Source organism: Nocardiopsis sp. KDC1DS13DA1, from assembly GCF_055632325.1.
Genome location: NZ_JBVMUY010000031.1, coordinates 20,748 through 45,981, shown reverse-complemented (window position 1 = coordinate 45,981; position 25,234 = coordinate 20,748). Strand labels below are relative to the sequence as shown.

Below are 25,234 nucleotides of genomic sequence, written 5' to 3'. Positions count from 1 at the left end.
CCTTCACCGTCGCCGCAGGTCGGCACCGAGGAGTCGCCTTCCGGGCCACCGGTCGGGGCCGCTCCGCGCCGGGATCCGGGGCGGCGGCCTACACCAGGCCCTCCACCTCCTCGCGCAGGGCCGCACCGGCGCGCAGGAACGCCGCGACCGAGGCGAGGCCCAGACCGAGGAGGAGGGCGGCGACCGGAAGCTCGACGACGGGCTCCAGGGCGGTGCCGTCGACGAGGGACGGATCAGCTCCGCCCAGGACCGCGTGGGCGCCGACCGTCCGCAGTGCCGCCGCCAGCACACCGCCGACCAGGGTGACGGCGGCGCACACGCCGACCAGGCGCGCGTTCGCGGCGCCGAAGGGCTCGCCGGTGCGCAGTGACCGCACGACGCGCAGCAGCAGCGTTCCGACGAGCACGATCTGCGCGGCGACGACGAGTGACGGCCCCATCGTCCACGCGCGTTGGGCCGCGGTCGGGTCGGCCACCGTCAGCTCGGCCGTGGCGGTGCCGGTGAACCCGGTCCCGTCCCCGGCGGGCTGGGACACCGCGGCGGCCGGGACCTGGACGGGCACGACCAGGTGGTCCGCCGCCAGGGCTCCGACGGCGGTGAAGAGGACCAGGGCCGCCCCCAGGACGACCACCACGAGGATCACCCCTTCGGACGTGCGTTGACGTACGGCAGACACGTGCTCTCCCCACACTCGGCTCATGACTTATCGACAATCGATAAGATCTTAGCCTAATGTATCGATTATCGATATCCCCTCGTCCTCGATTTCCGGAGGCTCCCTTGGCCGCCCCCGCACCGCCCCCCGCCCCCGTCCGCGCGTCGGCGGTCTTCCTCGCCGGCGCGATCGTCTGCTTCGTGCTCCCGCCACTGGCCCTCGGGCTGCTGGCGGGAACCTCGCCCCCGCCCCTGGCACTGGTCGCGGTGGCCCTGGCCGAGCTCGCCTCGGCCGCGGCGCTCGTGTCCTGGTGGCTGCGACGGCGCTCCCTGGCGCCCGCCGACGTCGGGCTGACCGCGCGGCACCGGCTCCGGGACGCGCTCCTGGGGGCCGCGACCGTGCCGTTGCGCCTGCTCGTCGAGTTCGGCCTGCTGATCCCGCTGGCCGGGGGCGCGCACAACCCGGGAGTCGAGGAGGTCCTCACCAACGCCTCGGCGGGCGTGGCCGCCCTCGCCGCGACCCTGGTGCTCGGCGTGGTCGGCGGCGGGCTGGCGGAGGAGCTCTACTTCCGCGGCTTCCTCCTGGGCGCGGTGCCCCAGGCCTTCGCGCACCGGAGGGCGGCCCTGTACGGGGCGGCGGCGGTGTCGGTCCTGCTGTTCGCGGCCCTGCACCTGCCCGCCTCGGCCCCCGACGCCGCCGCCATCGTCCTCGCCGGTCTGGTCTACACCGCCCTGTTCCTGCTGACGCGCCGCCTCACGGCGACCGTGGTCGCCCACGCGCTGTGGAACACCGCGGCCGTGCTCACCGTCGTGGCCGTCTACGGGTGAGGGTCCGGTTCGCGGATGGAGGCGGGGGCGCGCCCCCGCGTGCGGCCGCATCCGGACCAGGCGGCACGCCGGGGACGCGTGCCGCCCTCCGAGGGCCGGGGCGCCGCGTCCCGACCGGTCAGGCGCGCGGGACCGGGAAGCGGTGCTCGTTGATCGCGACCTTCTCCCGGACGGCCGCGTCCAGATCGACCCCGAGCACGTCGGCCAGGCGCAGCAGGTAGCAGTACACGTCCGCCATCTCCTGGCGGACCGCCGCGGCCTTGTCCGGGTCGGCCATGACCGCCTCGGACTCCTGCGCGGTCAGCCACTGGAACTCGGCGACCAACTCACCGGCCTCCCCCGCCAGGGCCATCGCCAGGTTCTTGGGCGTGTGGAAGGGACCCCAGTCCCGCGCCTGGGCGAACCTCTCCAGCAACTCCTGCAACGATGCGACACTCATGGCACCGGTTTACCAGAGGCGGTGTGGCGCGCGGTGCGGGACCACGGCGCGCAGGGCGGACGGGAGCGCCCCGACCGGGCGTGGCATGCTGGGACGCATGGTGAACAAGCGACCGCGGTTGGAGATCGAGTACTGCACGCGGTGCCGGTGGCTGCCCAGGGCGACCTGGATGGCGCAGGAACTGCTGACGACGTTCGAGGCGGACCTGGGCGAGGTCGCGCTCGTTCCCGGGACCGGCGGTGTGTTCGAGGTGCGGCTGGACGGGGAGAGCGTGTGGTCGCGCACGACCGACGCGGCCTTCACCGACGCCGCCGAACTCAAGCGGCTCGTCCGCGACCGGATCGCCCCCGGGCGCGGGCTCGGCCACTCCGAACACCAGCCGGGAGGGCAGTCGGACCGGTAGCCGCCGGGGTGGCCACTATCGGCCAGCCCATCTCCGCCCGCACAAGGCCGCAATACCTGACAACTCGGTCATTCTCCCGCCACACTGAGCGTCATGAGGCGCACACGTTGGATCGCGGTGGGGCTCGCCGCGACGGTGGTCCTGGCGACCCTGGCGGTCCTGTACCTGTCCGCGGCAGGCCCCGACGACGAACCCGTCGGAGCGGCCGCCCCCTGGACCGCCGCCCTCCTCGCCGCGTTGACGCTGTTCGCGGTGGCCGTGGGGAGGGCCCTGCAACGCACGTCCGGGAAGGACGCGGAGCCCTCCCGGGCCCCGGAAACGGCAGGGACCGCGGAAGGGCGTACGGCCGGGGAGGCCGGGGGACCGCACTCGACGGCCAACGCCATCCGGGGCGACGTCAGCGGGAGCACCGTCATCCAGGGGCGCGCCCTCACCGTCCACCAGCAGACCCACCACACGGTCGTCGACACCCAGATCGTCCACTCCCCCGGCACCGAACCGGCCTGGCCGGCGGTCGTCGGGGTCGTGCCGAACGAGGCCGACCACTTCCAGCACCGCTCCCTCGCCGACCGGCTCACCCGGTCCTCACGCGACCACCCCACCGTGGTGCTCGGGCAGGTCCTGTCCGGGATGGGCGGGGTCGGCAAGACCCAGCTGGCCGCACGCCACGCCCGGGCTCTGCTCGGGCGCGGGGAGGTGGACCTGGTGGTGTGGGCGCCCGCGGCCGAGCGGGCCACGATCCTGCAGACCTACGCCGACGCCGCCCGACAGATCCTGCGCTCCCCCGCGGACGAGGACCCCGAACACGCGGCGCACCGGTTCCTCGCCTGGCTCCAGACCACCGACCGTCGCTGGCTGGTGGTCCTGGACAACCTGGACGTCCCCGAACACGTGCGCGGTCTGTGGCCGACCTCCAGCGCTCCGGCCGCCGCCGAGGCGACCGAACCCCGGGGACGGCTGGTGGTCACCACCCGCCGGACCGACACCGCACTGGCGGGCAGGGGACGCGCGTTCATCGACGTCGGCGTCTACGCACCCCGCGAGTCCCTCGCCTACCTGGCCACCGCGCTCGCCGACCTGCCCCGCCCCCCGGAGGAGGCGGAGCTGACGGCGCTGGCCGACGACCTGGGCCACCTGCCGCTGGCACTGTCCCACGCGGCCGCCTACGTCCGCGACCGCAGGGGCGGCATGACGTGCGAGTCCTACCGCGCGCTGCTGCGGGACCGGCGCGGCGCCCTGGAGCGGCTGTTCCCGGAGGAGGGGAGCCTCCCGGACGACTACGCGCGGACGGTCGCGACCACCTGGGCGATCTCCGTCGAGCACGCGAACACGCTCACCCCGCGCGGACTCGCCCTGCCGATGATGCGTCTGGTCAGCCTCCTGGACCCCACGGGAATCCCGGTTCCGGCGCTGACGTCCTCCCCCGTCCTCGACCACCTCCGCGGCGCCCGCCCCGAGGGCGGGCGGCCCACGGAGCAGGACGCCGACGACGCGCTGTCCGCGCTGGCCCGGCTGCACCTGGTCACCCGTTCCGGGTTCGGGGACGGCGCCCTGGTCGGAGCACACCGGCTCGTGCAGCGCGCCACGCGCGAACGGCGGGCGACGCGGCCCGACCGGGACGCGGTCCGCGCGGCCGCCGACGCGCTCCTGTCGGTCTGGGAGCCGCGCGTCCACGCGAACGGCCTCGGACAGCGGCTGCGGGCCAACACCACGGCCCTGGCCGAGCACGACCGGGACTGGCTGTGGGACGGCGGCGCGCATCCCCTGCTGTTCCGGTTCGGGCAGAGCCTGGGCAGGGCGGGTGCGCTCCCCCAGGCCGTGGCCCACTGCGAGGAACTGGCCGACACGGCCGACGCGCGCCTGGGGCCCGAGCATCCGGACACCCTGACCGCACGGCACGACATCCTCCTCTGGCGCGGGCTGTCGGGTGAGGCGCGCCATGCCGCCCAGGCCTTCCGAACCCTGGCCGACACCGTGGCGCGGGTGCTCGGCGCCGAGCACCCGCAGACGCTCAGGGCCCGGGTGCAGGGCGCGCGCTGGCGTGCCCGCGCGGGCGATCCGCGGGGCGCGGTCGAGGACCTGGAGGACCTCGCGGCCGTGCAGACGCGGGTGCTCGGCGGGGACCATCCCGACGTCCTCGGCACCCGCGCGCACCTGGCCTCCGCCCGGGGCAGGGCGGGTGACGCGGAGGGCGCGGCGGAGTCCTTCCGGGCGGTGCTCGCCGACGAACTGCCGCTGCTCGGCGCCGAGCACCCCAGCGCGATGACCACACGGAACCAGGTCGCCCGGTGGCTGGGCAGGTCGGGTGACCCCCGCGGAGCCCTCAGGGACCTGGAGGAACTCCTGCCCGACCAGCTGCGCGTCCTGGGGCCGGACCACCCCGACACGCTCGCCACCCGAGGCCAGATCGCGGCGTGGAAGGGTGTCGTGGGGGAGTACGCCGAGGCCGTCGCCGGACTGGAGTCGCGCCTGGCCGACACACTGCGGGTCCTGGGGCCGGACCACCCGCACGTGCTCACGACCCGGCACAGCCTGGCCCGGTTCCGCGGCGAGTCCGGCGACCCCGCCCGCGCGGCCGAGGACCTGGCCGCGCTGCTGCCGGACCAGATCCGCGTCATGGGTCCCGACCATCCCAAGACGGCGGAGGTCAGGGAGCACCTGGCGGCCTGGCGACGGCGGGCCGGGCACCGGGGCCCGCCCTGAGCGCGGTTCAGGGGACGGCGGACGGACCGCCGGAGCCCGGTTCGGCCGTCCGCGGGCGGTGTGCCGCCCCGTGCCACGCGTCGGCGCGCAGACGAAAGATCGCCTCGTCGCGTTCGTCCGGGAGGGCGCCGTGCTGGAACACGCCCTCCTGGACGAACCCCAGGTGCCGGGCCGCGCTCCGACCGCCGTGGTCCGTGCCGCGGACGAACCACGTGACCAGGACCAGACCCAGCGGTCCGAACGCCTGGTCGAGCACAGCCGTGACGGCCCGGGTGACCAGCCCGCGTCCCCCGAAACGGGCGTCGATCCAACAGTCGACCGTGCCCGTCCGCCGCGGAGTGTCCTCGGCCTCCAGGTCGGCCATGCCGACCAGGCGCCAACCGTTCGCCGACCGCACCGCGACGGCCAGCGGCAGCCGCGAGCCCTCCCGCCACGCCCGCTCCGTGAGCTCCAGGTCCGCGCGTGTCTCCTCGGGCGTGGGCCGCTCGCCGAATTCCGGGTACCAGCGGTCGAGGCGATCGTCGTCGACCCCGAGCAGCGCGTGGTAGGGCCGCGCGATCGCGGCCGTGCGCGGAAACAAGGCGGCGTCCTCCCCCCAGGGGCCAAAGGTCCGGGGCGGTGGTGACGGTGAACGCGTCCGCATCCGGTCCTGTGGTCATGGCGGCATCCTAGGCGCACCGCGCCGACAGGGCCGGGGCACGTGTTCCGGGACACCGCGCTGAGCGCATACGGCCCGGGCTCGGCCGCACCGGTACGCACACCTGACCGGTGCGAGCCGGGGTGCGCCGGCTCCGCCTCTCGAAGGTGTCAACCGCGCTCCCCGGCGGCGCGTCGGTACGGTGTGAGCGATCTGAGCACCTCCCCGACCGCGGAGTCCGCGCCGCGCCGGCCCTCACGCGGACTACGCGTGTTCGCCGTGGTCCACCTGGTCCTGATGCTGCTGGGCCTCCCCATCCTCGGACTCGCCTCGTGGTCTCACCTGTTCATGACGTCGGTGTACGAAGAGACCATGGGCTACTACCTGGCCGGAATCGGGGCGGTCGTGGGCCTGTGGGCGCTCGGCTCCCTCGTGGGCTGGTGGTCGATGCGCGCGCTGGACATGGACCGCGCACCGGGATACGCCCTGACCACCCTGGTCGTCGGCACGGGCGTGATCCTGGCCCCGCACGTGAGGTCGGTCGTCACCGGCATCGCGGGCTGACCGCCTCGGCCCTGTCGCGGATCACTCTGCGCGGGTGTGCACCGACAGGCGGGCCTCGGCCGCCGCCAGCAGCATGGCCAGCGCCGTCGGGTAGGCGCTGCCCCGCATGGTGGCGGCCAGCAGCGGGACGGTGGCGGCGATGTTGGGGTGGGTCTCCTCCGGCAGTCCGGCGTAGGTCGTGTGCCAGACCTCCTCCTCCGCCTCGTGGGCGGACGGGGGCAGCGCCGCGTTCGCCGCGTCCAGGGCGGCGAACCCCAGGGCCTGGTCGATGAACGCGTGGTAGATCCGCACGGCCTCCGCGTCGGGGAAACCCGCCCCGCGCAGCAGGCCCAGCGCCGTCTCCACCGCCCGGATCTCGTGCGCGCGCCCGGTCACCCGGCACGCGCTCAGCACGGTCGCCTGCGGACGCGCCAGCGCGCCCTGGTGCAGCCGCAGCCCCAGGTCGCGCAGGTCGGCGCGCCAGTCGCCGCTGGGCCGCCAGTCCCGCAGGGTGCGGCCGATCAACTCGTCGGCCACGGCCAGCAGCAGGTCGTCGGCGTTGCGGAAGTAGCGGTACAGGCTGCTGGGATCCGCCCCCAGCGCGATGCCCAGGCGCCGTACGGTCAGGGCGTCGGCGCCGTGCTCGCCGACCAGGTCCAGGGCGGTCCGGACGATCAGCTCCTCGGAGAGGACGACCCCCCGCTTCGTGGGCCGTCTCCTCCGCCGTTCCCCGGGCGGTACCACGCGGTCACTCATCGGCCCCTCCGCACGTCATCGCTTCGGTGTCCTGTGGTGGGAGCTTATGACAACACTGTTGACCTGCCAAGAGGGTGACGTGTTGCATATCCGTTCACCGGGCCGACATCCCCCAGCGAACGGAGCCGACCATGACCTCCAGCCCGCCTCCCACCTCGGCGGTCCCCCCGCCCACCGCCTCCGGCACGCCGCTGCGCAGGTCCATCGGCGTCCTGGACGGAGTCGCGATCGCGGCGTCCAGCACGGCGGCCACCACGAGCATCGGCATCGGCCTGACCGCGATGGCCATGGTGGTCGGCCCGCACCTGCCCGCGATCCTGCTGCTGGGCTTCCTGCCCATCCTCTGCATCGCTGGGGCCTACACGCGGCTCAACCGGGTCGAACCGAACGCGGGCAACACCTACGTCTGGGTCGGCCGCTCCCTCAACCCCTGGCTGGGCTTCCTCTGCGGGTGGACGATGATCGTCGCCACCGTGGCCTTCCTCGCCTACACCACGGCCGTGACGGGGTCCGCGATCCTCCAGACCGTCCGCATGGCGGGTGCGGACACCGTCGCCGGACTGGCCCTGGACCCCGGGTCGACGGCCCAGTCGGTCATGACGGGCGCGGCCGTACTCGTCGGGGTCACGCTGACGGCGGTCACCGGTCTGCGCTCGGCGGCCCGGCTCCAGGGCGCGCTCCTGGTCTTCGAGTACACGGTCCTGCTCGGGTTCCTCGGCTACGGCCTCGTCGTCGGCCCCAACCCCTTCAGCCTGGACTGGTTCAACCCGTTCGCGCTCCCCTCCCCGACCGTCCTGGCGCAGGGGCTGCTGCTGTCGGTGTTCTGCTACTGGGGCTTCGAGGCCGCGTTCAGCGTCAGCGAGGAGGTACGCGACCCGGGCGACGCCTCGCGGGCCGGTCTGCTCACCCTGTTCTCCACACTCGGCCTGTTCCTGTTCGGCTCGGTGGCCTTCCAGCGCGTGCTCGGCGAGGACGAGCTCACCGGAAGCGGTCCCGAGGGTCTGGCCGTCTTCGCCGGCCACCTGGCCGGCCAGCCGCTGGCCGCGCTGCCCCTGGTGGCCCTGATGTTCTCCGCCGTCGCCTCGCTCCAGTCCGGCGTGATCCCCACCGCCCGCGGCATGTTCGCCATGAGCCGGGACCGCACCCTGGGCCCGCTGTGGTCACGGGTCAGCCCGCGCTTTGGCACACCGGCCGCGGGAACACTGGCCCTGGGCGCCGTCGCGGCGGGTGTGGCCGTCCTGTCACTGGTGATCCCCCGGCTCGTGGACGTGATCGTGGCGACGGTCAACTCGGTGGGGATCCTCGTCGCCCTCGTCTACGCCCTGACCGCGCTGGCCGCCGCCGCGCGGTTCCGCGGCCTGCTGCGGGAGTCGCCGTGGGCGGGGGTCCGCGCGGTGGTCCTCCCGTTGGCGGGCGCCTCGGTGATCCTCGGCGTCACCGGCTACCTGTGCTGGACCTACGCCACCACCGCGGACCGCTTCGCGGTGCACCCGGACAACGGATGGTTCCTGCTGTCGGTCCCGGCCGTGATGGTCCTGACCGGGATCGCGACCGGCGCCTGGGCCCGCTGGGTGCGCCGGTCCCCCTACTTCCTCCGCGACACGGGCCCCGCCCCGTCGCAGGAGCCCGCCCCGAGCCCCTCCCGCTGACGACCGAAGGGAACGAGAACCATGCACTCCCACCACGCCGACCTGGTGTTCACCAACGGCCCCGTGCTGACGCCCGGCGGCCCGCCCGACGGGGCGACCGCCGTCGCCGTGACCGGGGACCGGATCGCCGCCGTGGGCGCCGCGGAGGCGGACGGCCTGACCGGCCCCTCCACCACCGTGGTCGACCTCGACGGGCGGCTGCTGCTGCCCGGGTTCCAGGACGCGCACGTGCACCCCGTCCCGGCCGGGCTGGAGATGGTGCAGTGCGACCTGACCGGGACCGAGACACGGCAGGAGACCCTCGACACCGTGGCCGCCTACGCCGCCGCGCACCCCGAACGCGCGTGGATCACCGGGGGCGGCTGGTCGATGGAGGCCTTCGAGGGCGGCGCGCCGCACCGGTCGGACCTGGACGCCGTGGTCCCGGACCGGCCGGTGTACCTGCCCAACCGCGACCACCACGGGGCATGGGTCAACGGACGCGCGCTGGAACTGGCCGGGATCACGCGCGACACCCCCGACCCGGCGGACGGCCGGATCGAGCGCGACACCGACGGGGAGCCGACCGGTCTCCTCCAGGAGGGGGCGATGGGGCTGGTCAGCCGCCTGGCCCCCGAGCCCTCCCCGGCCGACCTGCGCGCCGCGCTGCTGCGGGCGCAGGAGCACCTGCACTCCCTGGGGATCACCGCCTGGCAGGACGCCCTGGTGGGCTCCTTCGGCGGAATCCCCGACCCGTCGGCGGCCTACGCGGAGCTCGCGCGGGAGGGGGCGCTCACCGCCCGGGTCGTGGGAGCGCTGTGGTGGGACCGGGGGCGCGGGGCCGAGCAGATCCCCGAACTCGTCGAGCGGCGCGCCGCCCTGACCCTGGGGCGGTTCCGCGCGGACGCGGTGAAGCTCATGCTCGACGGGATCGCGGAGACGGGCACCGCCGCGATGCTCGACCCGTACCTGGACGGCTGCGGGTGCGCCACGGCCAACCGGGGCACGAGCTTCATCGACCCGGAGCGGCTCCCCGACCACGTCACCGCGTTGGACCGGCTCGGCTTCCAGACGCACTTCCACGCCCTCGGGGACCGTGCCGTGCGCGACGCGCTCGACGCGGTCGAGGCGGCGAGGAGGGCCAACGGCCCCTCCCCCAACCGCCCGCACCTGGCGCACCTGCAGGTCGTGCACCCCGACGACGTGCCGCGCTTCGCCGCGCTGGACGCCACGGCCAACATCCAGCCGCTGTGGGCGGCGCACGAGCCGCAGATGGACGAGCTGACCATCCCCTTCCTGGGCCCCGAGCGGGCGGGGTGGCAGTACCCCTTCGGGGCGCTGTACCGGTCCGGCGCGCCGCTCGCGGCGGGCAGCGACTGGCCGGTGAGCAGCGCCGACCCGCTGGAGGGCGTCCACGTCGCGGTCAACCGGGCACTGCCGGGCTCGACGGGCCCCGCCTTCCTCCCGGAGCAGCGGCTGGACCTGGTCACGGCGCTCACGGCGTACACGGCCGGGTCGGCCCGCGTCAACCGCCTGGACGGGACCGGTGTCCTGCGTCCCGGCGCCCTGGCGGACCTGGTGGTGCTGGACCGGGACCCCTTCGCGGGCCCGGCCGGGGCGATCCACGAGGCCCGGGTGGCGCGGACGTACGTGGGGGGTGAGCTCGTGTACGCGGCGCCCGGGGAGTGAGCGCGGCCGAGGGCCGCGGCGTCCCGCGTGTCCGGGGACGCCGCCGGCGCCCGGGGGCCGGCCCCCGGCGGCGACGCACGGGGCGCCCCGGGTGACCGGGCCCGCGGCCGCCACCGGCCTACGCTTACTCGCAGGGCCGACTCCCAACAGCCACAGGAGCCACACGTATGAGCACTCCAGCGCAGATCGGCGTCACCGGTCTGGCGGTCATGGGCCGCAACCTCGCCCGCAACCTCGCGCGCAACGGGTACACGGTCGCCCTCCACAACCGCACGTCCGCCAGGACGGACGCCCTCGTCGAGGAGTTCGGCCGCGAGGGCGACTTCGTGCCCACCCGCACCGCGGAGGACTTCGTCGCCGCGCTCGAACGCCCCCGCAGGCTGGTCGTCATGGTCAAGGCGGGCCAACCCACCGACGCGGTGATCGACGAGTTCGCACCCCTGCTGGACCCAGGCGACATGGTCGTCGACGGCGGCAACGCGCACTTCGCCGACACACGGCGCCGGGAACGGAGCCTGCGCGAGCGCGGCGTCCACTTCGTCGGCACCGGTGTCTCCGGCGGCGAGGAGGGGGCCCTGCACGGACCCAGCATCATGCCGGGCGGGTCGGCGGAGTCCTACGCCTCGCTCGGCCCGATCCTCGAACGCATCGCCGCCAGGGCCCCCGACGGCACGCCCTGCGTCTCCCACGTCGGCCCCGACGGCGCGGGGCACTTCGTCAAGATGGTGCACAACGGCATCGAGTACGCCGACATGCAGCTGATCGGCGAGGCGTACCAGCTGCTGCGCGACGTGGCGGGCTACTCCCCCGCACGCATCGCCGACGTGTTCCGCGGCTGGAACACCGGACGGCTGGACTCGTACCTGATCGAGATCACCGCCGAGGTGCTCTCCCACCCGGACGCCGCCACCGGCGCACCGTTCGTGGACGTGGTCGCCGACGCCGCCGAGCAGAAGGGCACCGGCCGCTGGACCGTGCAGACCGCGATGGACCTGGGCGTACCGGTGTCGGGGATCGCCGAGGCCGTCTTCGCCCGGTCGCTGTCCGGGCACTCCGCGCTGCGCCGGGCGTCGGGGTCGCTGGCGGGCCCCACGCCCCGGCCGCTGCCCGAAGCCGAGGCCGCGGACTTCGCCGACCGCGTCGAACAGGCGCTGTACGCGTCCAAGATCATGTCGTACACGCAGGGCTTCCACGCGATCGCCGCGGGCAGCGACGAGTACGGGTGGGGTGTGGACCCGGGCGCGGTGGCGGCCCTGTGGCGCGGTGGCTGCATCATCCGCGCCGCGTTCCTGGACCGCATCCGCGCCGCCTACGACGCCCGCCCCGACCTGCCGAGCCTGCTGTCGGACCAGACGTTCGCGCGGGAGGTCGCCCAGGCGCAGGACGACTGGCGGGAGGTGGTGGTGGCGGCCACCCGCCAGGGCGTGCCCGTTCCGGGGTTCGCCGCCGCGCTGGCCTACTACGACTCCCTGCGCGCCGAGCGCCTGCCCGCCGCCCTCGTGCAGGGGCAGCGGGACTTCTTCGGCGCCCACACCTACCGCCGCGTCGACCGGGAGGGCTCCTTCCACACGCTGTGGGGAGGTGACCGGTCCGAGGTGCGGGCCTGAGCCGGCCCCGGTCAGTCCGGGGGCGGCATGGGGACGGTGTCCAGGACCCGTTCGGCCTCGGCCCGCGCGGGCACGGCGTAGGTCCCGTGCAGCTCGTGCACCAGCTTCTGGGCGCGGACGGCGGGCCAGTCGTCGGGCAGGTGCGCGAGCGGGACGCGCGGGTCGCGGCGGATGGTGCGCAGCCAGTCGGTCATCAGCAGGAGTAGCCGGGCCAGGTCGTCGGGCGCCTCGGGCACCGGTTGGGCGGTGTCCCACCGCTCCAGGAAGCGCCGGTAGCGGGCGGCCAGGTCGGCCAGGTCGTAGGCGTCGGCGATGATCCGGCCCACCTCGGTGGGCGCGGCGGGCCGGGCGTGGAACACGCGGACGTTGTCGTCGATCCCGAGTCCGTCGATGACCTGGCACGCGTCGAGTTCCGACGGCGCGATCCACAGTCCGTTCCCCAGTGGACCAAAGCCCGCCCAGGCCAGGCGGGAGCGCAGGTCGTGGCGGTCGCGCTGGCGGGCCTCGGGCAGGGAGAAGCCGAGCAGGGTCCACGGCGCGTCCGCGTCCTGGTTGACCACCCCGGTCGTCCAGATCCGCCGTTCACCGTCGGCGAGGATCCGGGCGCAGCGCCGGGTGAGCCCGTAGTAGACCCGGCGGCCGTGCCGTTCCCGGTGGAAGTGGCCGCGCCGCGCCATGCGGCTGAGCGTGGAGCGGGCGGCGTGTTCGGACACGCCGACCCGGGCGAAGACGTCGATGAAGCTCCCGGAGGACACGCCGACGTCCCGTCCGAGCACGAAGTTGCCCAGGAAGCTCAGCATCAGTGACTGCGGGCGCGGCCGTGCTCCGGGGCCCTCGTCGGCCTCCGGGAGGTCGTCGGTCTCCGCGGACTCGTCGGTCGTCATTGGTTCTCCCTCCGCCGTCAGCGTAGCGGCGGCGCTCGCCGATAAAGTTGGGCAACTTCTTGACTGCCATCATAAATATGCCTAACGTCTTGGCCATCGGCGGGTCGGGGTGACGCCCCTCACCACCCCGCCCCTGCCACCACCCGCACGAACGAGGAGACATCCATGGCGGACAGCATCAACCTGTCGGGCAGAACCGCGCTGGTCACCGGAGCCGGGCGCGGACTCGGCCTGGCCTACGCCCGACGGCTGGCGGCCGCGGGCGCCGCGGTCGTGGTCAACGACGCCGACCCCGAAGCGGCCGAGGCGGCCGTCGGCGCGATCACCGCCGAGGGCGGCACCGCCGTCGCCGAGGCCGCGGCCGTGGGACCGGCCTCGACCGCGCAGCGCCTGGTGGACCGGGCCGTGGAGGCGTTCGGCCGACTCGACGTCCTGGTCACCAACGCCGGTGTGCTGCGCGACCGGGTGCTGTGGAAGATGACCGACGAGGACTTCGACACCGTGGTCGACGTCCACCTGCGCGGTACCTTCACCTGCGCCCGCGCCGCCGTCACGCACATGCGCGAACGCGGCGGGGGCGGACGCCTCGTCCTGGTCGGCTCCCCGGCCGGGCAGCGCGGCAACTTCGGCCAGACCAACTACGCCGCCGCCAAGGCCGGGATCGCCGCCATGGCCCGCACCTGGTCGATGGAGTGCGCCCGGGCCGGGATCACCGTCAACGCCGTCATCCCGGTCGCCGCCACCGCGATGACCGAGACCGTCCCCGCCTTCGCCCCCCACATCGAGGCCGCCCGCGAGAACGGCGCGCCCCTGCCGGGCTGGCTGCGCAAGGGCGAGGGCTTGGGCACCCCCGAGGACGCGGCCGGGCTCGTCGCCTTCCTGGCCTCCGACGCCGCCGCCTCCGTCACCGGCCAGTGCGTCGGCGTCGGAGGCGACCGCCTGGCCCTGTGGTCACACCCGGCCGAGCGGGTCGTCGCCCTCACCGACGGCGGTTGGGACGCCGAGGAGATCGCCGCCGCCTGGCCCGCCACGCTGGGCCGCGACCCCGAGAGCGTCGGCATCCCCGCCCCGGCCGCCCCGGAGGGGGGAGCCTGATGGGCATCGACCTGGACACCGTCACCGCGATCGACGTCCACACCCACGCCGAGGTGTCCGCCGGGGGGAACCAGTCCCTGGACGACTCCCTGCACGACGCCTCCAGCGCCTACTTCGGGACCGACGCTGCGCACCGCAGGCCGACCCTGCCCGAGATCGCCGCCTACTACCGCGAGCGCCGCATGGCGGCCGTCGTCTTCCCCGTCGACACCGAGTCCACCACCGGGCTGCCCGCCGTCCCCAACGAGGAGGTGGCCGAGGCCGCCGCCGAACACGCGGACGCACTCATCCCCTTCGCCAGCATCGACCCCGCCAAGGGCCGCCTGGGCGCCCGGCAGGCGCGCAGACTGGTCACCGAGTACGGTGTCCGCGGCTTCAAGTTCCACCCCAGCCTCCAGGAGTTCTTCCCCAACGACCGCTCGGCCTACGTGCTGTACGAGGCGCTGGAGGAACTGGGCGCCGTCGCGCTCTTCCACACCGGCCAGACCGGTATCGGCGCGGGTACCCCCGGCGGGGGCGGCATCCGGCTGAAGTACTCCAACCCGCTGTACGTGGACGACGTGGCCGCCGACTTCCCCGGGATGCCGATCATCATGGCCCACCCGTCCTTCCCCTGGCAGGACGAGGCGCTGTCGGTCGCCGTGCACAAGCCGCAGGTGTACATCGACCTGTCCGGGTGGTCGCCGAAGTACTTCCCGCCCCAGCTGGTCCGCTACGCCAACTCGCTGCTCCAGGACCGGGTGCTCTTCGGTTCGGACCACCCCGTCCTGTCCCCCGACCGCTGGCTGACCGACTTCGAGCGCCTGGACATCAAGCCCGGGGTACGGCCCAAGATCCTCAAGCACAACGCGGCGCGGCTGCTGGGGTTGACGGGGGGCGGCTCCGATGCGTGACGAGGGGATCGGCTCCTGGCCCGCGCGGCGGGCGCGCTCCTCCCCCGAGCGCACGGCCCTCGTCCACGGCGGGCGCCGGTTCACCTACGCCGAACTGCACGAGCGCGTCAGGCGGCTGGCGGCGGCGCTGCGGAGTCTGGGGGTGCGCCGCGGCGACCGCGTCGCCTACCTGGGCGCCAACCATCCGGCCCTGCTGGAGACCCTCTTCGCCGCCGGGACGCTCGGCGCGGTGTTCGTCCCGCTCAACACCCGCCTGGCCGCCCCCGAACTGGCGTACGCGATCGAGGACTCCGGTGCGTGCGTACTGGTGCACGGCGCCGAACAGGCCGAGGCCGCCGGGCGGCTGCGCGACCGGACGGGGCTGCGCGCCCTGGTCCCGGTGGACGACGACGCCCCCGACGGCTACGAGGCTCTGGTCGCCGCCTCCCCCGCCGACCCCGTGGACGAGCCGGTCGGCCTCGACGACACCTGCATGATCATGTACACGTCCGGCACCACCGGGCACCCCAAGGGCGCCGAGCTCACCCACGGCAACATCACCTGGAACTGCGTCAACGTCCTCATCGACGTGGACGTCAGCGCCGACGAGGCCGCCCTGGTCACCGCACCCCTGTTCCACACCGCCGCGCTCAACATGACCTGCCTGCCCACCCTGCTCAAGGGCGGCCGCGTGGTCGTCGAACCCGGCTTCGATCCGGCACGCGCCATCGCACTGTTCACCACCGAACGGATCACCTGGATGTTCGGCGTCCCGGCCATGTTCGACGCGCTGGCCGCCCACCCCGACTGGGCCGACGCCGACCTGTCCGCGCTGCGTGTCCTCATGGCGGGCGGAGCCCCGGTACCCGAGTCCACCATCGCCGCCTACCAGGAGCGGGGGCTCACCTTCCTCCAGGGGTACGGCATGACCGAGACCGCGCCCGGCGTGCTCGTGCTCGGCGCCGCCGACAGCGTCCGCAAGGCCGGTACGGCGGGGCGGCCGCACGTCTTCACCGACGTGCGGATCGTGCGCCCCGACCTCACCGACGCCGGTCCCGGCGAGCCAGGGGAGGTCGTCGTCCGGGGGCCCAACGTGATGCGCGGCTACTGGGGACGGCCCGACGACACCGCCCGCGCGTACACCGCCGACGGCTGGTTCCGCACCGGCGACGTGGCCACCAGGGACCCGGAGGGGTTCGTCACCATCGTCGACCGCGCCAAGGACATGATCATCTCGGGCGGGGAGAACATCTACCCCGCCGAGGTCGAGAACATCCTGCACGACCACCCCGACGTGCTCGAATGCGCGGTCATCGGAGTTCCCGACAAGCGCTGGGGCGAGGTCGGCCGCGCGGTGGTCGTCCCCCGGCCCGGGTCCGCCCCCACCGAGGGGGACCTCATCGCCCACTTCGAGGGCCGCCTGGCCCGCTACAAGATCCCCAGGTCCGTCGTGTTCACCGACGCACTGCCGCGCAACGCCACCGGCAAGCTCCGCAAGACCGACCTGCGCCGGGCGCACGGCGCCGACTGAACACCGCGCCCCGCGACGGCGCACCCGTCACCGACCGTCCCGGCCCCGCCCCGGGGCCCGGCCGCCCCACCCCCGAAAGACAAGGACGCACCCATGCCGACCACCGTCAACGGCCTCGACGAACTGCGCGCCGCCGCGGGCTCCGACCTCGGCCACAGCCCCTGGCGCACCGTCGACCAGCAGCGGATCGACACGTTCGCCGACGCCACCGACGACCACCAGTGGATCCACACCGACCCCGAGCGGGCCAAGGAGGGGCCGTTCGGCGGCGCCATCGCGCACGGCTACCTCACCCTCTCCCTCGTCATCCCCATGTTCGGGGAGGTCCTGCAGATGGGGGGGATCGACATGGCCGTCAACTACGGCCTCAACAAGGTGCGCTTCCCCTCGCCCGTCCCGGTGGACTCGCGCGTCCGGCTGACCGCCCGGCTCGCCGAGGTGACCGACGTCGGGGGCGGTGTGCAGGCCACCGTCGACGGGACCGTCGAGATCGAGGGCGCCGACAAGCCCGCCTGCGTCCTCCAGGCCGTCTACCGGTACTACGCCGGCTGAACGTGCGGCCCGCGGGGATCGGCCGCCCGGCCCCGCGGACCGCCCCTCCCCCCGTTCCGAACCGGAACCCCTCCCCCGACACCCCGCACCCCACGAGAGGACGACCCCCCATGACCTCCTCCGCCACCCCTCCGGTTCCGCCTCCCGACCCCCGGGCCGACCCGCGCGAGATCCGCCGCGTCGCCCTGTCCAGCTACATCGGCACCACCGTGGAGATGTACGACTTCCTCCTCTACGGCACCGCCGCGGCGCTGGTGTTCGGCCCCCTGTTCTTCCCCGACCTCGACCCGCTCGTCGGTGTGATCGCCTCCTTCGGCACCCTGGCCGCCGGGTACGTCGCCCGCCCGCTCGGCGGAGTCGTCTTCGGCCACTTCGGCGACCGGCTCGGCCGCAAGCGGATGCTGCTCACCACGATGGTCCTCATGGGTGCGGCGAGCGCCCTGATCGGTCTGCTGCCCACCTACGAGAGCATCGGCCTGGCCGCCCCGGCGATCCTGGTCGCGCTGCGCGTCGTGCAGGGCGTCGCGGTCGGCGGTGAGTGGGGCGGTGCCGCCCTCATGACCGTCGAGCACGCGGCGCCGGGCGACCGCGGGGCGTGGGGCGGCGTGACCCAGATGGGCGCCCCCACCGGAGCGGTACTGGCCACCCTGGCCCTGGCCCTGGCCGGGCTGCTGCCCGACGAGCAGTTCCTGGCCTGGGGGTGGCGCGTCCCGTTCCTGGCCAGCGTGGCGCTGATCGGGGTCGGACTGTTCGTCCGGCTGCGGATCAGCGAGAGCCCGGTGTTCGCGCGGTCCGGGGCCGACACCGGGTCCGCTCCCGAACCCTCCGGCCCTTCCCGGGGCCGCCTGCCGTTCGTCGAGGTCCTGCTCACGCGGCCCCGGAACCTGCTGCTGGCCGTGCTGGCCGGGATCGCCCCGTTCGCCGCCCAGGGCGTCTTCACCGCCTTCGTCATCTCCTACGCCCTCGGCATCGGCCACGGCCGGTCGACCGCGCTGACGGCCGTCGTCGTCTCCTCGACCCTGGCCATCGCCCTCACCCCGCTCTACGCCCGGCTGTCGGACCGGGTCGGCCGCAGGCCCGTCTACCTCGGCGGTGCCCTGGCCGTGGCGGCCACCGCCTTCCCGGCGTTCTGGCTGGTGAACACCGGTACCGCGGGCGGGCTGATCGCGGGGGTGGTGCTCGCCCACGCCGTCGCGCTCACCGCCATGTACGCGCCGATGGCCGCCCTGCTGGCCGAGATGTTCGACACCCGCCTGCGCTACACCGGTGCCTCGGTGAGCTACCAGACCGCGACCGTCCTCGGCGCGGGGCTCAGCCCGGTGGCCGCGGCGTCGCTCCTCACCGCCGCGGGCGGCGGCACCGCCACGCACGGCGTCTCGTGGATGCTCGTGGCCGCCGGTCTGACCAGTGCCGTCGCCATCTGGTTCACCGGGGAGACCGGCCGCCGCGACCTCACCGACATCGACGCCCGCTGAACCGTCCCGTGTACCGGGGACGGTGGGCGGGAACCTGTCCTTCGACGTTCCCTGACACCCGCCGACCCCGGGCACACCCCGCCCACCGACGGCGGTACCGACGGCACCGGAGGACCTGGCTTGACCGAGCGACCGACGACCGAGAGCCCCGACCCCACCGACACCCCCGACCTGCTCGACCCGAAGGTCTGGACCGGGCGGATCTTCAGCGGCGGCTGGCGCGACGCCGCCGCCGACGCACCCGTCACCGAACCCGCCACCGGTGCCGAACTCGGCCGTGTCGGCCTCGCCTCGCCCGCCGACGTGGACCGGGCCGCCGAACGTGCGGCAGCCGCCCAGCGCGACTGGGCCGCCCTCCCCCACCGCGAACGGGCGCGGGTGCTGCGGCGCGCCGGGGACGTCCTGGAACGGCACGCGGGCCGGGTCCGGGACTGGTTGGTCCGCGAGTCGGGCTCGGTCGGAGCCAAGGCCGACGTCGAGCTGTCCGGGTCCGTCCGCGAGTGCGAGGAGGCGGCCGCGCTGGCCTCGGCCCCGCCGGGCGAACTGCTGCCCACCGAGCAGGACCGGCTGTCCGTGGCCCGGCGGGTACCGGTCGGCGTCGTCGGGGTGATCGCCCCGTTCAACTTCCCGCTGATCCTGGCGATGCGCTCGGTCGCCCCGGCCCTGGCCCTGGGCAACGCGGTGGTCCTCAAGCCCGACCCCCGCACGTCGGTGTGCGCGGGGGCGGCGATCGCGCGGGTCTTCGAGGAGGCCGGGCTGCCCGAGGGGCTCTTGCACGTACTCCCCGGCGGCGCCGACGCGGGACGGGCCCTGGTCACCGACCCCCGGGTGCGGGTGGTCTCCTTCACCGGGTCCACGGCGGCGGGTCGCGCCGTGGGCGAGCTCGCCGCCCGCCACCTCAAACGGGCCCACCTGGAGCTGGGCGGCAACTCGGCGTTCGTGGTGCTCGACGACGCCGACCTGGACGCCGCCGTCGGACTGGGCGCGTGGGGGTCGTTCCTGCACTCGGGGCAGATCTGCATGTCCTCGGGACGGCACCTGGTGCACTCCAGCCTGGTCGGGGAGTACGTGGAGCGGCTCGCCGCCAGGGCCGAGGCGCTGCCGGTCGGTGACCCGGCGACCGGCGGGGTCGCGTTGGGCCCCATCATCGACTCCGGCCAGCTGGAGCGGGTGCACGACCTGGTCGTCGCCTCGGTGAAGGCGGGTGCGCGGCTCGCCGCGGGCGGCACCCACGAGGGGCTGTTCTACCGGCCGACCGTGCTGGCCGACGTCACCCGGGACATGCCCGCCTACGCGCTGGAGGTGTTCGGCCCGGTCGCGCCGGTGCTGGCCTTCGACACCCTGGACGAGGCGGCCGAGCTGGCCGCCGACAGCGAGTACGGGCTGAGCCTGGGGATCACCACCGCCGACGTGGGCAGGGGGATGGCCCTGGCCGAGCGGATCCCGTCGGGGATGGCGCACATCAACGACCAGACGGTCAACGACGAGGCGACCGCGCCGTTCGGCGGGGTCGGTTCCTCCGGGGTCGGCCGGTTCGGCGGCCCCGCCGCCAACGTCGAGGCGTTCACCGAGACCCGGTGGATCACCGTGCGCGGCCGGGCCGCCTCCTACCCGTTCTGATCGGGGGGCGCTGCCCCGGTGCGGCCCCGGCCGGTACCGCCGTCGCGGTCCGGCGCGGGGGCCGCCTCCAGCGCCCGCTGGCGGAAGCGGCGGGGGGAGAGGCCGAACCGGGCGCGGAAGAGCCTGCTCAGGTGGCTGGCGTCCCGGATCCCCGCGCGGGCGGCGACGGCGTAGACGGGCAGACGCGCCAGTTCGGGAGCGGCCAGGTCACGGCGGACGCGGTCCAGTCTGCGGCCGCGGACGTAGCCGTTGACCGTCTCGCCCTGGCGGCGGAAGAGCGCGTGCAGGGAGCGGACCGAGACGTGGTGGGCCGCCGCGATGGACTCCGGTGACAGCTCCTCCGCCAGGTGGCGGTCGATGTGGTCCAGGATCCGGTCCAACAGGGCGGTCCGGTGGTCGGGAGCGGTCCGCCCGTGACCCGACTCGCGGATCAGGGTACGGAGCACGGCGGTGACGTGTTCTCCCATCTCCCGCCGCGCCACCGGACCCAACCGGTCGGCCAGACGGGTGGTCTCGGTCAGCATCGCGGTGAGGATCCGTCCGCTCGGCAGGTGCGACAGCTCCGGATCTGCGGTGACCCTCCCCGTACCCCCCGGCGGGACGGAGTGCTCCGGCAGGCCCAGCAGGAGGTAGCGGTGGGGTCCGCCGAGGTCGAGCCGGAAGGGGCGCTCACCGCTGTAGAGGACGAAGTCGCCCGGGGCGAGCGACGCCCGGCGGCCGTCCTGCTCCAGTGCGCCGCGTCCGGTCAGGAGCAGGCCGAGGGCGTGCCCCCGGTAACGCGCCACCGGAGCGACGCGGGAGACGACGCTCATCCCGTGGTCGCCGCTGATGTCGCAGGCCGCCACCTCCCCGAGACTGTACGACCGCGCCCGGCCGACGCCCTCGCCCCGCACCAGCACGGCGTCGGAGGCCCGCCTCCCCGCCGTGGCGACGGGGTCGAGGTACCCGAAGACCAGTGCTCCGTCATCGCCGTGTTCGACGCGCACGGCACCTCCTCCGTGGGTTCTGCGTGTCCGTGAGAGGAGACACGTGTGCGCTCCTGTACCAGTCCGGGGGACCGTACCTCCCGATACTTCCGGAACGGGGCGCCACGTGTCCACCGGGGCGGCCGCGGCCGCCCCGGCGGCACACCGGTGCCCGTTCCCGTCCGACCCATGTCTGGAGTATCCATGGACCCGTTCGTCTCCGCCGTCGACCTCGCCGCAGCGGTGCGGAGGAAGGAACTGAGCCCCGTCGAGGTCGTCGACGCCTGTCTGGACCGGATCGACCGGTACGACCCGGACGTCAACGCCTTCGTCTGGCGCGACGACGACGCGGTGCGGACGGCGGCCCGCGCCGCCGAGCGCGCCGTGCTGGACGGCCGCGAGCTGCCGCCCCTCCACGGTGTCCCGATCCCCGTCAAGGACCTGACACGGGTGGCGGGCCAGCCCGCGACCTGCGGTTCGCTGGCGCTGTCCGACACCGCCGGCAACCTGACCGAGCCGGTCGTGTCCAGGTTCCTGGACGCCGGGCTGCTGCTCATGGGGCGGACCAACACCCCCGAGATGGGGTTGCTGACCGACACCGACAACCACCGCTACGGCGCCACCCGCAACCCGTGGGACGCCACCCGCTCCCCCGGCGGGTCCAGCGGAGGGGCCGCAGCGGCCGTCGCGGCGGGCATGGCACCGGTCGCGCACGCCAGTGACGGCGGCGGCTCCATCCGCGTACCCGCCTCCGCCTGCGGCCTGGTGGGGCTCAAGCCGAGCCGGGGCCGGGTCCCGCAGTCGCTGATGCTGTGGGAGCACGCGACGACCGAGGGCGCCGTCACCCGCCACACACGCGACGCCGCCGCCCTGCTGGACGTCATGTCCGTCCCCGACCGCCTGGCCATGTACCAGGCGCCGCCGCCCGAGCGGCCGTTCGGCGAGGAGGTCGGACGGGACGCGGGGTCCCTGCGCGTCGGCCTGCTGACCACCGCCCCGACCGGTGTCCCGGTCGACCCCGAGTGCGTGGCCGCGGCCGAGCACACGGGGCGGCTGCTGGAGTCGCTCGGCCACAGCGTGTTCCCCGTCTCGCCCTTCCTGTTCAGCCCGGAGGTGTTCCTGGGGTTCGCGCACACCGTGCTGGACGCGGCGCTGTGGGCGGTGCCCTACGAGCGGCCCGAGCTGCTGGAGCCGCACACGCGGCACCGGATGGAGCGGGCCCACATGCGCCACTCGGGGACCTACACGGGCGCGGTCGCCCTGCTCCAGTTGGAGTCGAGGGCCGTCGTCGCCCAGTGGGGCCGTGACTTCGACGTCCTGCTGACCCCGACGATGGCCTGTCTCCCGCCCGCCTCGGGCCTGCTGCGGGCCGAGGCCGCCGCAGCCCCCGACGAGCCGGGCACGCAGGAACTCCAGACCGTCTCCTTCACCGCGTTCTGCAACATCACCGGTCTTCCCGCGGTCAGTCTGCCGACGTACCTGTCGTCCTCCGGGCTGCCGGTCGGCAGTCAGCTGGTCGGCGGCCCGTGGGAGGAGGCCGTGCTCGTGCGGTTGGCCGCCGCCCTGGAGGAGGCACAGGACTGGACCGACCGCCACCCGGCCGACTTCACGGCCTGACCGACCGGGGCCGCGGGTCCGCCCGGCCGGACCCGATCACGCGGTCGGGGACTGTTCGGCCCAGATGACCTTGCCCCCGGCGGTGTAGCGGGTGCCCCAGCGTTCGGCGAGCTGGGCGACGAGGAACAGGCCGCGGCCGCCCTCGTCCGTGCTGGCGGCGTAGCGCAGGTGCGGGGCGGTGCTCGCGGCGTCGGAGACCTCGCAGATCAGGGAGCGGTCGTGGATCAGGCGGACCCGGATCGGGTCGCGGCCGTAGCGGATGGCGTTGGTGACCAGTTCGCTGAGGATCAGCTCGGTGACGAACACGACGTCGTCCAGCTCCCAGGCGGTCAGCTGCCGGGTGACGGCGGCGCGGAGGGGTGCGACGGCCGCGGGGTCCACGGGCACGTCCCATTCGGCGATCCGGTCCGGGGGCAGCCTGCGGGTGCGGGCGATGAGCAGGGCGACATCGTCCTCCGGCCGGTCGGTCAGCATCGAGTCGAACACCTCCCGGCAGGCCTCCTCCGGTGCCCTGTCGGCGGTGGCGGCCAGTGTCCGGCGCAGCCGGGCCAGGCCGGAGCCGATGTCGCGCTCACGGTCCTCCAGCAGACCGTCGGTGTACAGGACCAGTTGGCTGCCCTCCGCCAGCAGCAGCTCCTGGGCCTCGAAGGGCAGGCCGCCCAGGCCCAGGGGCGGCCCGGCGGGCAGCTCGGGGAAGGTCACGTCGCCGTCGGGGGCGACCAGCGCGGGCAGGGGGTGGCCGGCGCGCGCCAGGACGCAGCGTCCGGAGATCGGGTCGTAGACGGCGTACAGGCAGGTGGCCCCGACCAGGCCGTCGGAGGCGCCGTCGGGCGGGGCGGACTGGGACTCCTCCAGGTCGGTGCGGATGACCAGCTCGTCGAGCCGTGCCAGGAGCTCGTCCGGCGGGAGGTCCAGGCTGGAGAAGTTGTGGACGGCGGTGCGCAGACGGCCCATCGTGGCGGCGGCGTGCATCCCGTGGCCGACGACGTCGCCGACGACCAGCGCCACACGCGCACCGGACAGCGAGATGACGTCGAACCAGTCCCCGCCCGCCTCGCCGGCCTGTGCGGGCAGGTAGCGGTGGGCGACCTCGAAGGCGTTCTGTTCGGGCAGTCCCCGTGGGAGCAGGCTGCGTTGCAGCGTCACCGCCATGGTGTGTTCGCGGGTGTAGCGGCGGGCGTTGTCGATGCAGATCGCCGCGCGGAGCGCCAGCTCCTCCGAGAGGGACAGGTCGTCCTCGTCGAAGGGGGCGGGCTGGCGCGAACGGAGGAAGGTGGCCGTTCCGAGCACGCTGCCGCGCGCACGCAGCGGGACCGAGATGAGTGAGTGGATCCCGTACCCGACGATCCTCTCCGCGCGTTCGGGGTCCTGGGCCCGCCAGGCGGGGGCGTCGGTCAGATCGGGCAGCAGTACGGCCCTCCCGCTGCCGATCCCCCGCGCCTGCGGGGTGGACGCCACGAACTCGATCAGGTCCCCCACCGGGTAGAGCGGCGGATCGTCACGGACGCCGCGGAGGGCGACCCGTCGCACGACGGTACTGTCGGGTCCGGGTTCCTCGCCCCGCAGCACGGGGTCCGACAGGTCGACGGCGATGAAGTCGGCGAACTGGGGGACGGCCACCCGGGCCAGCTCCTCGGCGGTGCGGCGCACGTCCAGTGTGGTGCCGATGCGCCCTCCCGCGTCGTACAGCAGCTTGAGGCGCTTCCTGGCCAGTTCGGCCCTCTCGGACAGCACGCGCAGCTCCGTGGTGTCCCGGAGCGTCATGACGCTGCCCTGCGGCCCGCCCCGCAGGTCCGTGGTCCGCTGGTTGACGGCCAGCAGCAGGCTTCCGGCGGGGTGCACCTCGTCGGTGGCGATGCGTCCGGAGACCAGCAGCGCGGCGATGGAGGCGGGGAGGCGCAGGTCGTCGACGTGGCGGCCGACGGCGTCCGGGGGCAGACCGAGCAACCGGTCCGCCTCGTCGTTGGAGAGCAGCAGACGGCCGTCCCCGTCGGTGATCAGGACGGCCTCCTTGACGGAGTGCAGGACCGCGTCATGGTGCTCGTACATCCTGGTCATCTCGGCCGGCCCCAGCCCGTGCGTCTGCTTGCGCAGCCGGTGGCCGATCAGCGCCGACCCGCCCGTGGCGAGGACGAGCGCGACCACCGCGCCGCCGATGAGGAGGGGCAGCTGCCTTCCGGCGGTCGCGCCGATCCTCTCCAGCGTGACCCCGGCGGCCACCAGACCCACGACCTCGCCGTCCTCCGAGGTGACGGGGACCACGGCCCGCACGGAGGGACCGAGGGTGCCGGTGTAGGTCTCGGTGACGATCCCTCCCGCGGCGGCGGGCCCGATGGTGCCGATGAAGGTCTCCCCGATGCGGTCCGGGTTCGGGTGGGTGTAGCGGGTGCCCTCAGGGGTCATCACCACGATGAAGTCGACACGCGACCGCTTCCGGGCCGCCTCGGCGAGCGGTTGCAGCACCGCCGAGGGATCGGGGGACTCCAGTGCCTCCTCCATCCCCGGCGCCCGCGCGAAGGTCTCGGCGACGGCCAGTGACCGGGCGCTCGCTCCCCACTCGCTGTCATACCGGCTCTGCAGCACCAGGGCCACCGCCCCCAGGGCGACCAGTACCACCACGACCAGCAGTTGGAGGACGAACATCTGCCCGGCGACGCTGGGCCCGCCCGCTCTGAACCGGGGACTCCCGTCACGCCGGACCCACAGGACACGTGGACGGAACTGCGACATGGCCAA

21 protein-coding genes are annotated in these 25,234 nt (G+C 74.4%); 14 read left to right on the top strand and 7 right to left on the bottom strand.

Annotated elements, in window-relative coordinates; genetic code table 11:
• Nucleotides 1-88 precede the first annotated feature (88 nt).
• The gene (locus ACTVAJ_RS20570; protein WP_470389841.1) at nucleotides 89-676 is read right to left on the bottom strand and encodes a hypothetical protein; all 588 of its coding nucleotides are present in this window, start codon (nucleotides 674-676) and stop codon (nucleotides 89-91) included.
• Nucleotides 677-780: 104 nt separating this feature from the next.
• Here ACTVAJ_RS20570 and ACTVAJ_RS20565 point away from each other — a divergent pair, with 104 nt between their 5' ends.
• Nucleotides 781-1,482 carry a lysostaphin resistance A-like protein gene (locus tag ACTVAJ_RS20565; RefSeq protein ID WP_470389840.1) on the top strand — a complete coding sequence of 234 codons (702 nt, stop codon included), beginning with the start codon at nucleotides 781-783 and terminating at the stop codon, nucleotides 1,480-1,482.
• 118 nt (nucleotides 1,483-1,600) lie between these two features.
• Here the strand turns inward: ACTVAJ_RS20565 and ACTVAJ_RS20560 are convergent, their stop codons facing one another.
• On the bottom strand, nucleotides 1,601-1,921 hold the full coding sequence (locus ACTVAJ_RS20560; protein WP_470389839.1) for a nucleotide pyrophosphohydrolase: 321 nt from the start codon (nucleotides 1,919-1,921) through the stop codon (nucleotides 1,601-1,603).
• A 97-nt stretch (nucleotides 1,922-2,018) separates the two neighbouring features.
• Between ACTVAJ_RS20560 and ACTVAJ_RS20555 the strand changes: the two genes are divergently transcribed.
• Both ACTVAJ_RS20555 and ACTVAJ_RS20550 read left to right on the top strand, forming a co-directional pair.
• A complete protein-coding gene (locus ACTVAJ_RS20555; protein ID WP_470389838.1) occupies nucleotides 2,019-2,324 on the top strand; it encodes an Rdx family protein in 306 nt (101 codons plus the stop codon).
• 93 nt (nucleotides 2,325-2,417) lie between these two features.
• Nucleotides 2,418-5,027: a tetratricopeptide repeat protein gene (locus ACTVAJ_RS20550; protein ID WP_470389837.1), complete on the top strand. Its 2,610-nt coding sequence runs from the start codon at nucleotides 2,418-2,420 to the stop codon at nucleotides 5,025-5,027.
• Between the two features lie 7 nt (nucleotides 5,028-5,034).
• Here the strand turns inward: ACTVAJ_RS20550 and ACTVAJ_RS20545 are convergent, their stop codons facing one another.
• A complete protein-coding gene (locus ACTVAJ_RS20545) occupies nucleotides 5,035-5,607 on the bottom strand; it encodes a GNAT family N-acetyltransferase (protein ID WP_470389836.1) in 573 nt (190 codons plus the stop codon).
• A gap of 261 nt (nucleotides 5,608-5,868) precedes the next feature.
• Here ACTVAJ_RS20545 and ACTVAJ_RS20540 point away from each other — a divergent pair, with 261 nt between their 5' ends.
• Entirely contained in the window at nucleotides 5,869-6,228 is a 360-nt protein-coding gene (locus ACTVAJ_RS20540) for a hypothetical protein (RefSeq protein ID WP_470389835.1), read from the top strand.
• A gap of 21 nt (nucleotides 6,229-6,249) precedes the next feature.
• Here ACTVAJ_RS20540 and ACTVAJ_RS20535 read toward each other — a convergent pair whose 3' ends face one another.
• The gene (locus ACTVAJ_RS20535; RefSeq protein WP_470389834.1) at nucleotides 6,250-6,963 is read right to left on the bottom strand and encodes a TetR/AcrR family transcriptional regulator; all 714 of its coding nucleotides are present in this window, start codon (nucleotides 6,961-6,963) and stop codon (nucleotides 6,250-6,252) included.
• 131 nt (nucleotides 6,964-7,094) lie between these two features.
• Between ACTVAJ_RS20535 and ACTVAJ_RS20530 the strand changes: the two genes are divergently transcribed.
• The 3 genes from ACTVAJ_RS20530 (at nucleotide 7,095) to gndA (ending at nucleotide 11,887) form a co-directional block, all read left to right on the top strand.
• Nucleotides 7,095-8,612, top strand: coding sequence for an APC family permease (locus ACTVAJ_RS20530; protein WP_470389833.1), 1,518 nt, complete (start codon nucleotides 7,095-7,097; stop codon nucleotides 8,610-8,612).
• A 21-nt stretch (nucleotides 8,613-8,633) separates the two neighbouring features.
• Nucleotides 8,634-10,280, top strand: a complete 1,647-nt coding sequence (locus ACTVAJ_RS20525; protein ID WP_470389832.1) for an amidohydrolase — start codon at nucleotides 8,634-8,636, stop codon at nucleotides 10,278-10,280.
• A 167-nt stretch (nucleotides 10,281-10,447) separates the two neighbouring features.
• Nucleotides 10,448-11,887 carry an NADP-dependent phosphogluconate dehydrogenase gene (gene gndA, locus ACTVAJ_RS20520; protein WP_470389831.1) on the top strand — a complete coding sequence of 480 codons (1,440 nt, stop codon included), beginning with the start codon at nucleotides 10,448-10,450 and terminating at the stop codon, nucleotides 11,885-11,887.
• Nucleotides 11,888-11,898: 11 nt separating this feature from the next.
• On the opposite strand, the gene ACTVAJ_RS20515 is transcribed toward gndA, so the two are convergent.
• Nucleotides 11,899-12,771 (bottom strand): PaaX family transcriptional regulator, encoded by an 873-nt coding sequence (locus ACTVAJ_RS20515; RefSeq protein WP_470389830.1) that lies wholly within the window; start codon nucleotides 12,769-12,771, stop codon nucleotides 11,899-11,901.
• 165 nt (nucleotides 12,772-12,936) lie between these two features.
• Between ACTVAJ_RS20515 and ACTVAJ_RS20510 the strand changes: the two genes are divergently transcribed.
• From ACTVAJ_RS20510 to ACTVAJ_RS20485, 6 genes are all read left to right on the top strand, one after another.
• Nucleotides 12,937-13,866, top strand: coding sequence for an SDR family NAD(P)-dependent oxidoreductase (locus tag ACTVAJ_RS20510; protein ID WP_470389829.1), 930 nt, complete (start codon nucleotides 12,937-12,939; stop codon nucleotides 13,864-13,866).
• Nucleotides 13,866-14,759, top strand: coding sequence for an amidohydrolase family protein (locus tag ACTVAJ_RS20505; protein WP_470389828.1), 894 nt, complete (start codon nucleotides 13,866-13,868; stop codon nucleotides 14,757-14,759). The genes ACTVAJ_RS20510 and ACTVAJ_RS20505 overlap by 1 nt, the downstream gene beginning before the upstream one ends.
• Nucleotides 14,752-16,269, top strand: a complete 1,518-nt coding sequence (locus ACTVAJ_RS20500; RefSeq protein ID WP_470389827.1) for an acyl-CoA synthetase — start codon at nucleotides 14,752-14,754, stop codon at nucleotides 16,267-16,269. The genes ACTVAJ_RS20505 and ACTVAJ_RS20500 overlap by 8 nt, the downstream gene beginning before the upstream one ends.
• A gap of 93 nt (nucleotides 16,270-16,362) precedes the next feature.
• Entirely contained in the window at nucleotides 16,363-16,821 is a 459-nt protein-coding gene (locus tag ACTVAJ_RS20495) for a MaoC family dehydratase (protein WP_470389826.1), read from the top strand.
• Nucleotides 16,822-16,931: 110 nt separating this feature from the next.
• The gene (locus ACTVAJ_RS20490) at nucleotides 16,932-18,296 is read left to right on the top strand and encodes an MFS transporter (protein ID WP_470389825.1); all 1,365 of its coding nucleotides are present in this window, start codon (nucleotides 16,932-16,934) and stop codon (nucleotides 18,294-18,296) included.
• A 120-nt stretch (nucleotides 18,297-18,416) separates the two neighbouring features.
• Nucleotides 18,417-19,916: an aldehyde dehydrogenase family protein gene (locus ACTVAJ_RS20485; protein WP_470389824.1), complete on the top strand. Its 1,500-nt coding sequence runs from the start codon at nucleotides 18,417-18,419 to the stop codon at nucleotides 19,914-19,916.
• Here ACTVAJ_RS20485 and ACTVAJ_RS20480 read toward each other — a convergent pair.
• A complete protein-coding gene (locus ACTVAJ_RS20480) occupies nucleotides 19,904-20,902 on the bottom strand; it encodes a helix-turn-helix domain-containing protein (RefSeq protein WP_470389823.1) in 999 nt (332 codons plus the stop codon). The genes ACTVAJ_RS20485 and ACTVAJ_RS20480 overlap by 13 nt on opposite strands.
• Nucleotides 20,903-21,070: 168 nt before the next feature.
• On the opposite strand from ACTVAJ_RS20480, the gene ACTVAJ_RS20475 reads away from it, so the two are divergent.
• Complete coding sequence (locus ACTVAJ_RS20475; protein ID WP_470389822.1) at nucleotides 21,071-22,498, top strand: amidase; 1,428 nt, start codon at nucleotides 21,071-21,073, stop codon at nucleotides 22,496-22,498.
• A gap of 36 nt (nucleotides 22,499-22,534) precedes the next feature.
• Here ACTVAJ_RS20475 and ACTVAJ_RS20470 read toward each other — a convergent pair whose 3' ends face one another.
• Nucleotides 22,535-25,228: a SpoIIE family protein phosphatase gene (locus ACTVAJ_RS20470; RefSeq protein ID WP_470389821.1), complete on the bottom strand. Its 2,694-nt coding sequence runs from the start codon at nucleotides 25,226-25,228 to the stop codon at nucleotides 22,535-22,537.
• Between the last annotated feature and the right edge of the window lie 6 nt (nucleotides 25,229-25,234).

Excerpts from the sequence above, each read along its gene's own strand:
- ACTVAJ_RS20560 (WP_470389839.1), bottom strand. The coding sequence starts at position 1,921 with ATGAGTGTCGCATCGTTGCAGGAGTTGCTGGAGAGGTTCGCCCAGGCG.
- ACTVAJ_RS20555 (WP_470389838.1), top strand. The coding sequence starts at position 2,019 with ATGGTGAACAAGCGACCGCGGTTGGAGATCGAGTACTGCACGCGGTGC.
- ACTVAJ_RS20550 (WP_470389837.1), top strand. The coding sequence starts at position 2,418 with ATGAGGCGCACACGTTGGATCGCGGTGGGGCTCGCCGCGACGGTGGTC.
- ACTVAJ_RS20535 (WP_470389834.1), bottom strand. The coding sequence starts at position 6,963 with ATGAGTGACCGCGTGGTACCGCCCGGGGAACGGCGGAGGAGACGGCCC.
- ACTVAJ_RS20530 (WP_470389833.1), top strand. The coding sequence starts at position 7,095 with ATGACCTCCAGCCCGCCTCCCACCTCGGCGGTCCCCCCGCCCACCGCC.
- ACTVAJ_RS20525 (WP_470389832.1), top strand. The coding sequence starts at position 8,634 with ATGCACTCCCACCACGCCGACCTGGTGTTCACCAACGGCCCCGTGCTG.
- gndA (WP_470389831.1), top strand. The coding sequence starts at position 10,448 with ATGAGCACTCCAGCGCAGATCGGCGTCACCGGTCTGGCGGTCATGGGC.
- ACTVAJ_RS20515 (WP_470389830.1), bottom strand. The coding sequence starts at position 12,771 with ATGACGACCGACGAGTCCGCGGAGACCGACGACCTCCCGGAGGCCGAC.
- ACTVAJ_RS20510 (WP_470389829.1), top strand. The coding sequence starts at position 12,937 with ATGGCGGACAGCATCAACCTGTCGGGCAGAACCGCGCTGGTCACCGGA.
- ACTVAJ_RS20505 (WP_470389828.1), top strand. The coding sequence starts at position 13,866 with ATGGGCATCGACCTGGACACCGTCACCGCGATCGACGTCCACACCCAC.
- ACTVAJ_RS20500 (WP_470389827.1), top strand. The coding sequence starts at position 14,752 with ATGCGTGACGAGGGGATCGGCTCCTGGCCCGCGCGGCGGGCGCGCTCC.
- ACTVAJ_RS20495 (WP_470389826.1), top strand. The coding sequence starts at position 16,363 with ATGCCGACCACCGTCAACGGCCTCGACGAACTGCGCGCCGCCGCGGGC.
- ACTVAJ_RS20490 (WP_470389825.1), top strand. The coding sequence starts at position 16,932 with ATGACCTCCTCCGCCACCCCTCCGGTTCCGCCTCCCGACCCCCGGGCC.
- ACTVAJ_RS20475 (WP_470389822.1), top strand. The coding sequence starts at position 21,071 with ATGTCTGGAGTATCCATGGACCCGTTCGTCTCCGCCGTCGACCTCGCC.
- ACTVAJ_RS20470 (WP_470389821.1), bottom strand. The coding sequence starts at position 25,228 with ATGTCGCAGTTCCGTCCACGTGTCCTGTGGGTCCGGCGTGACGGGAGT.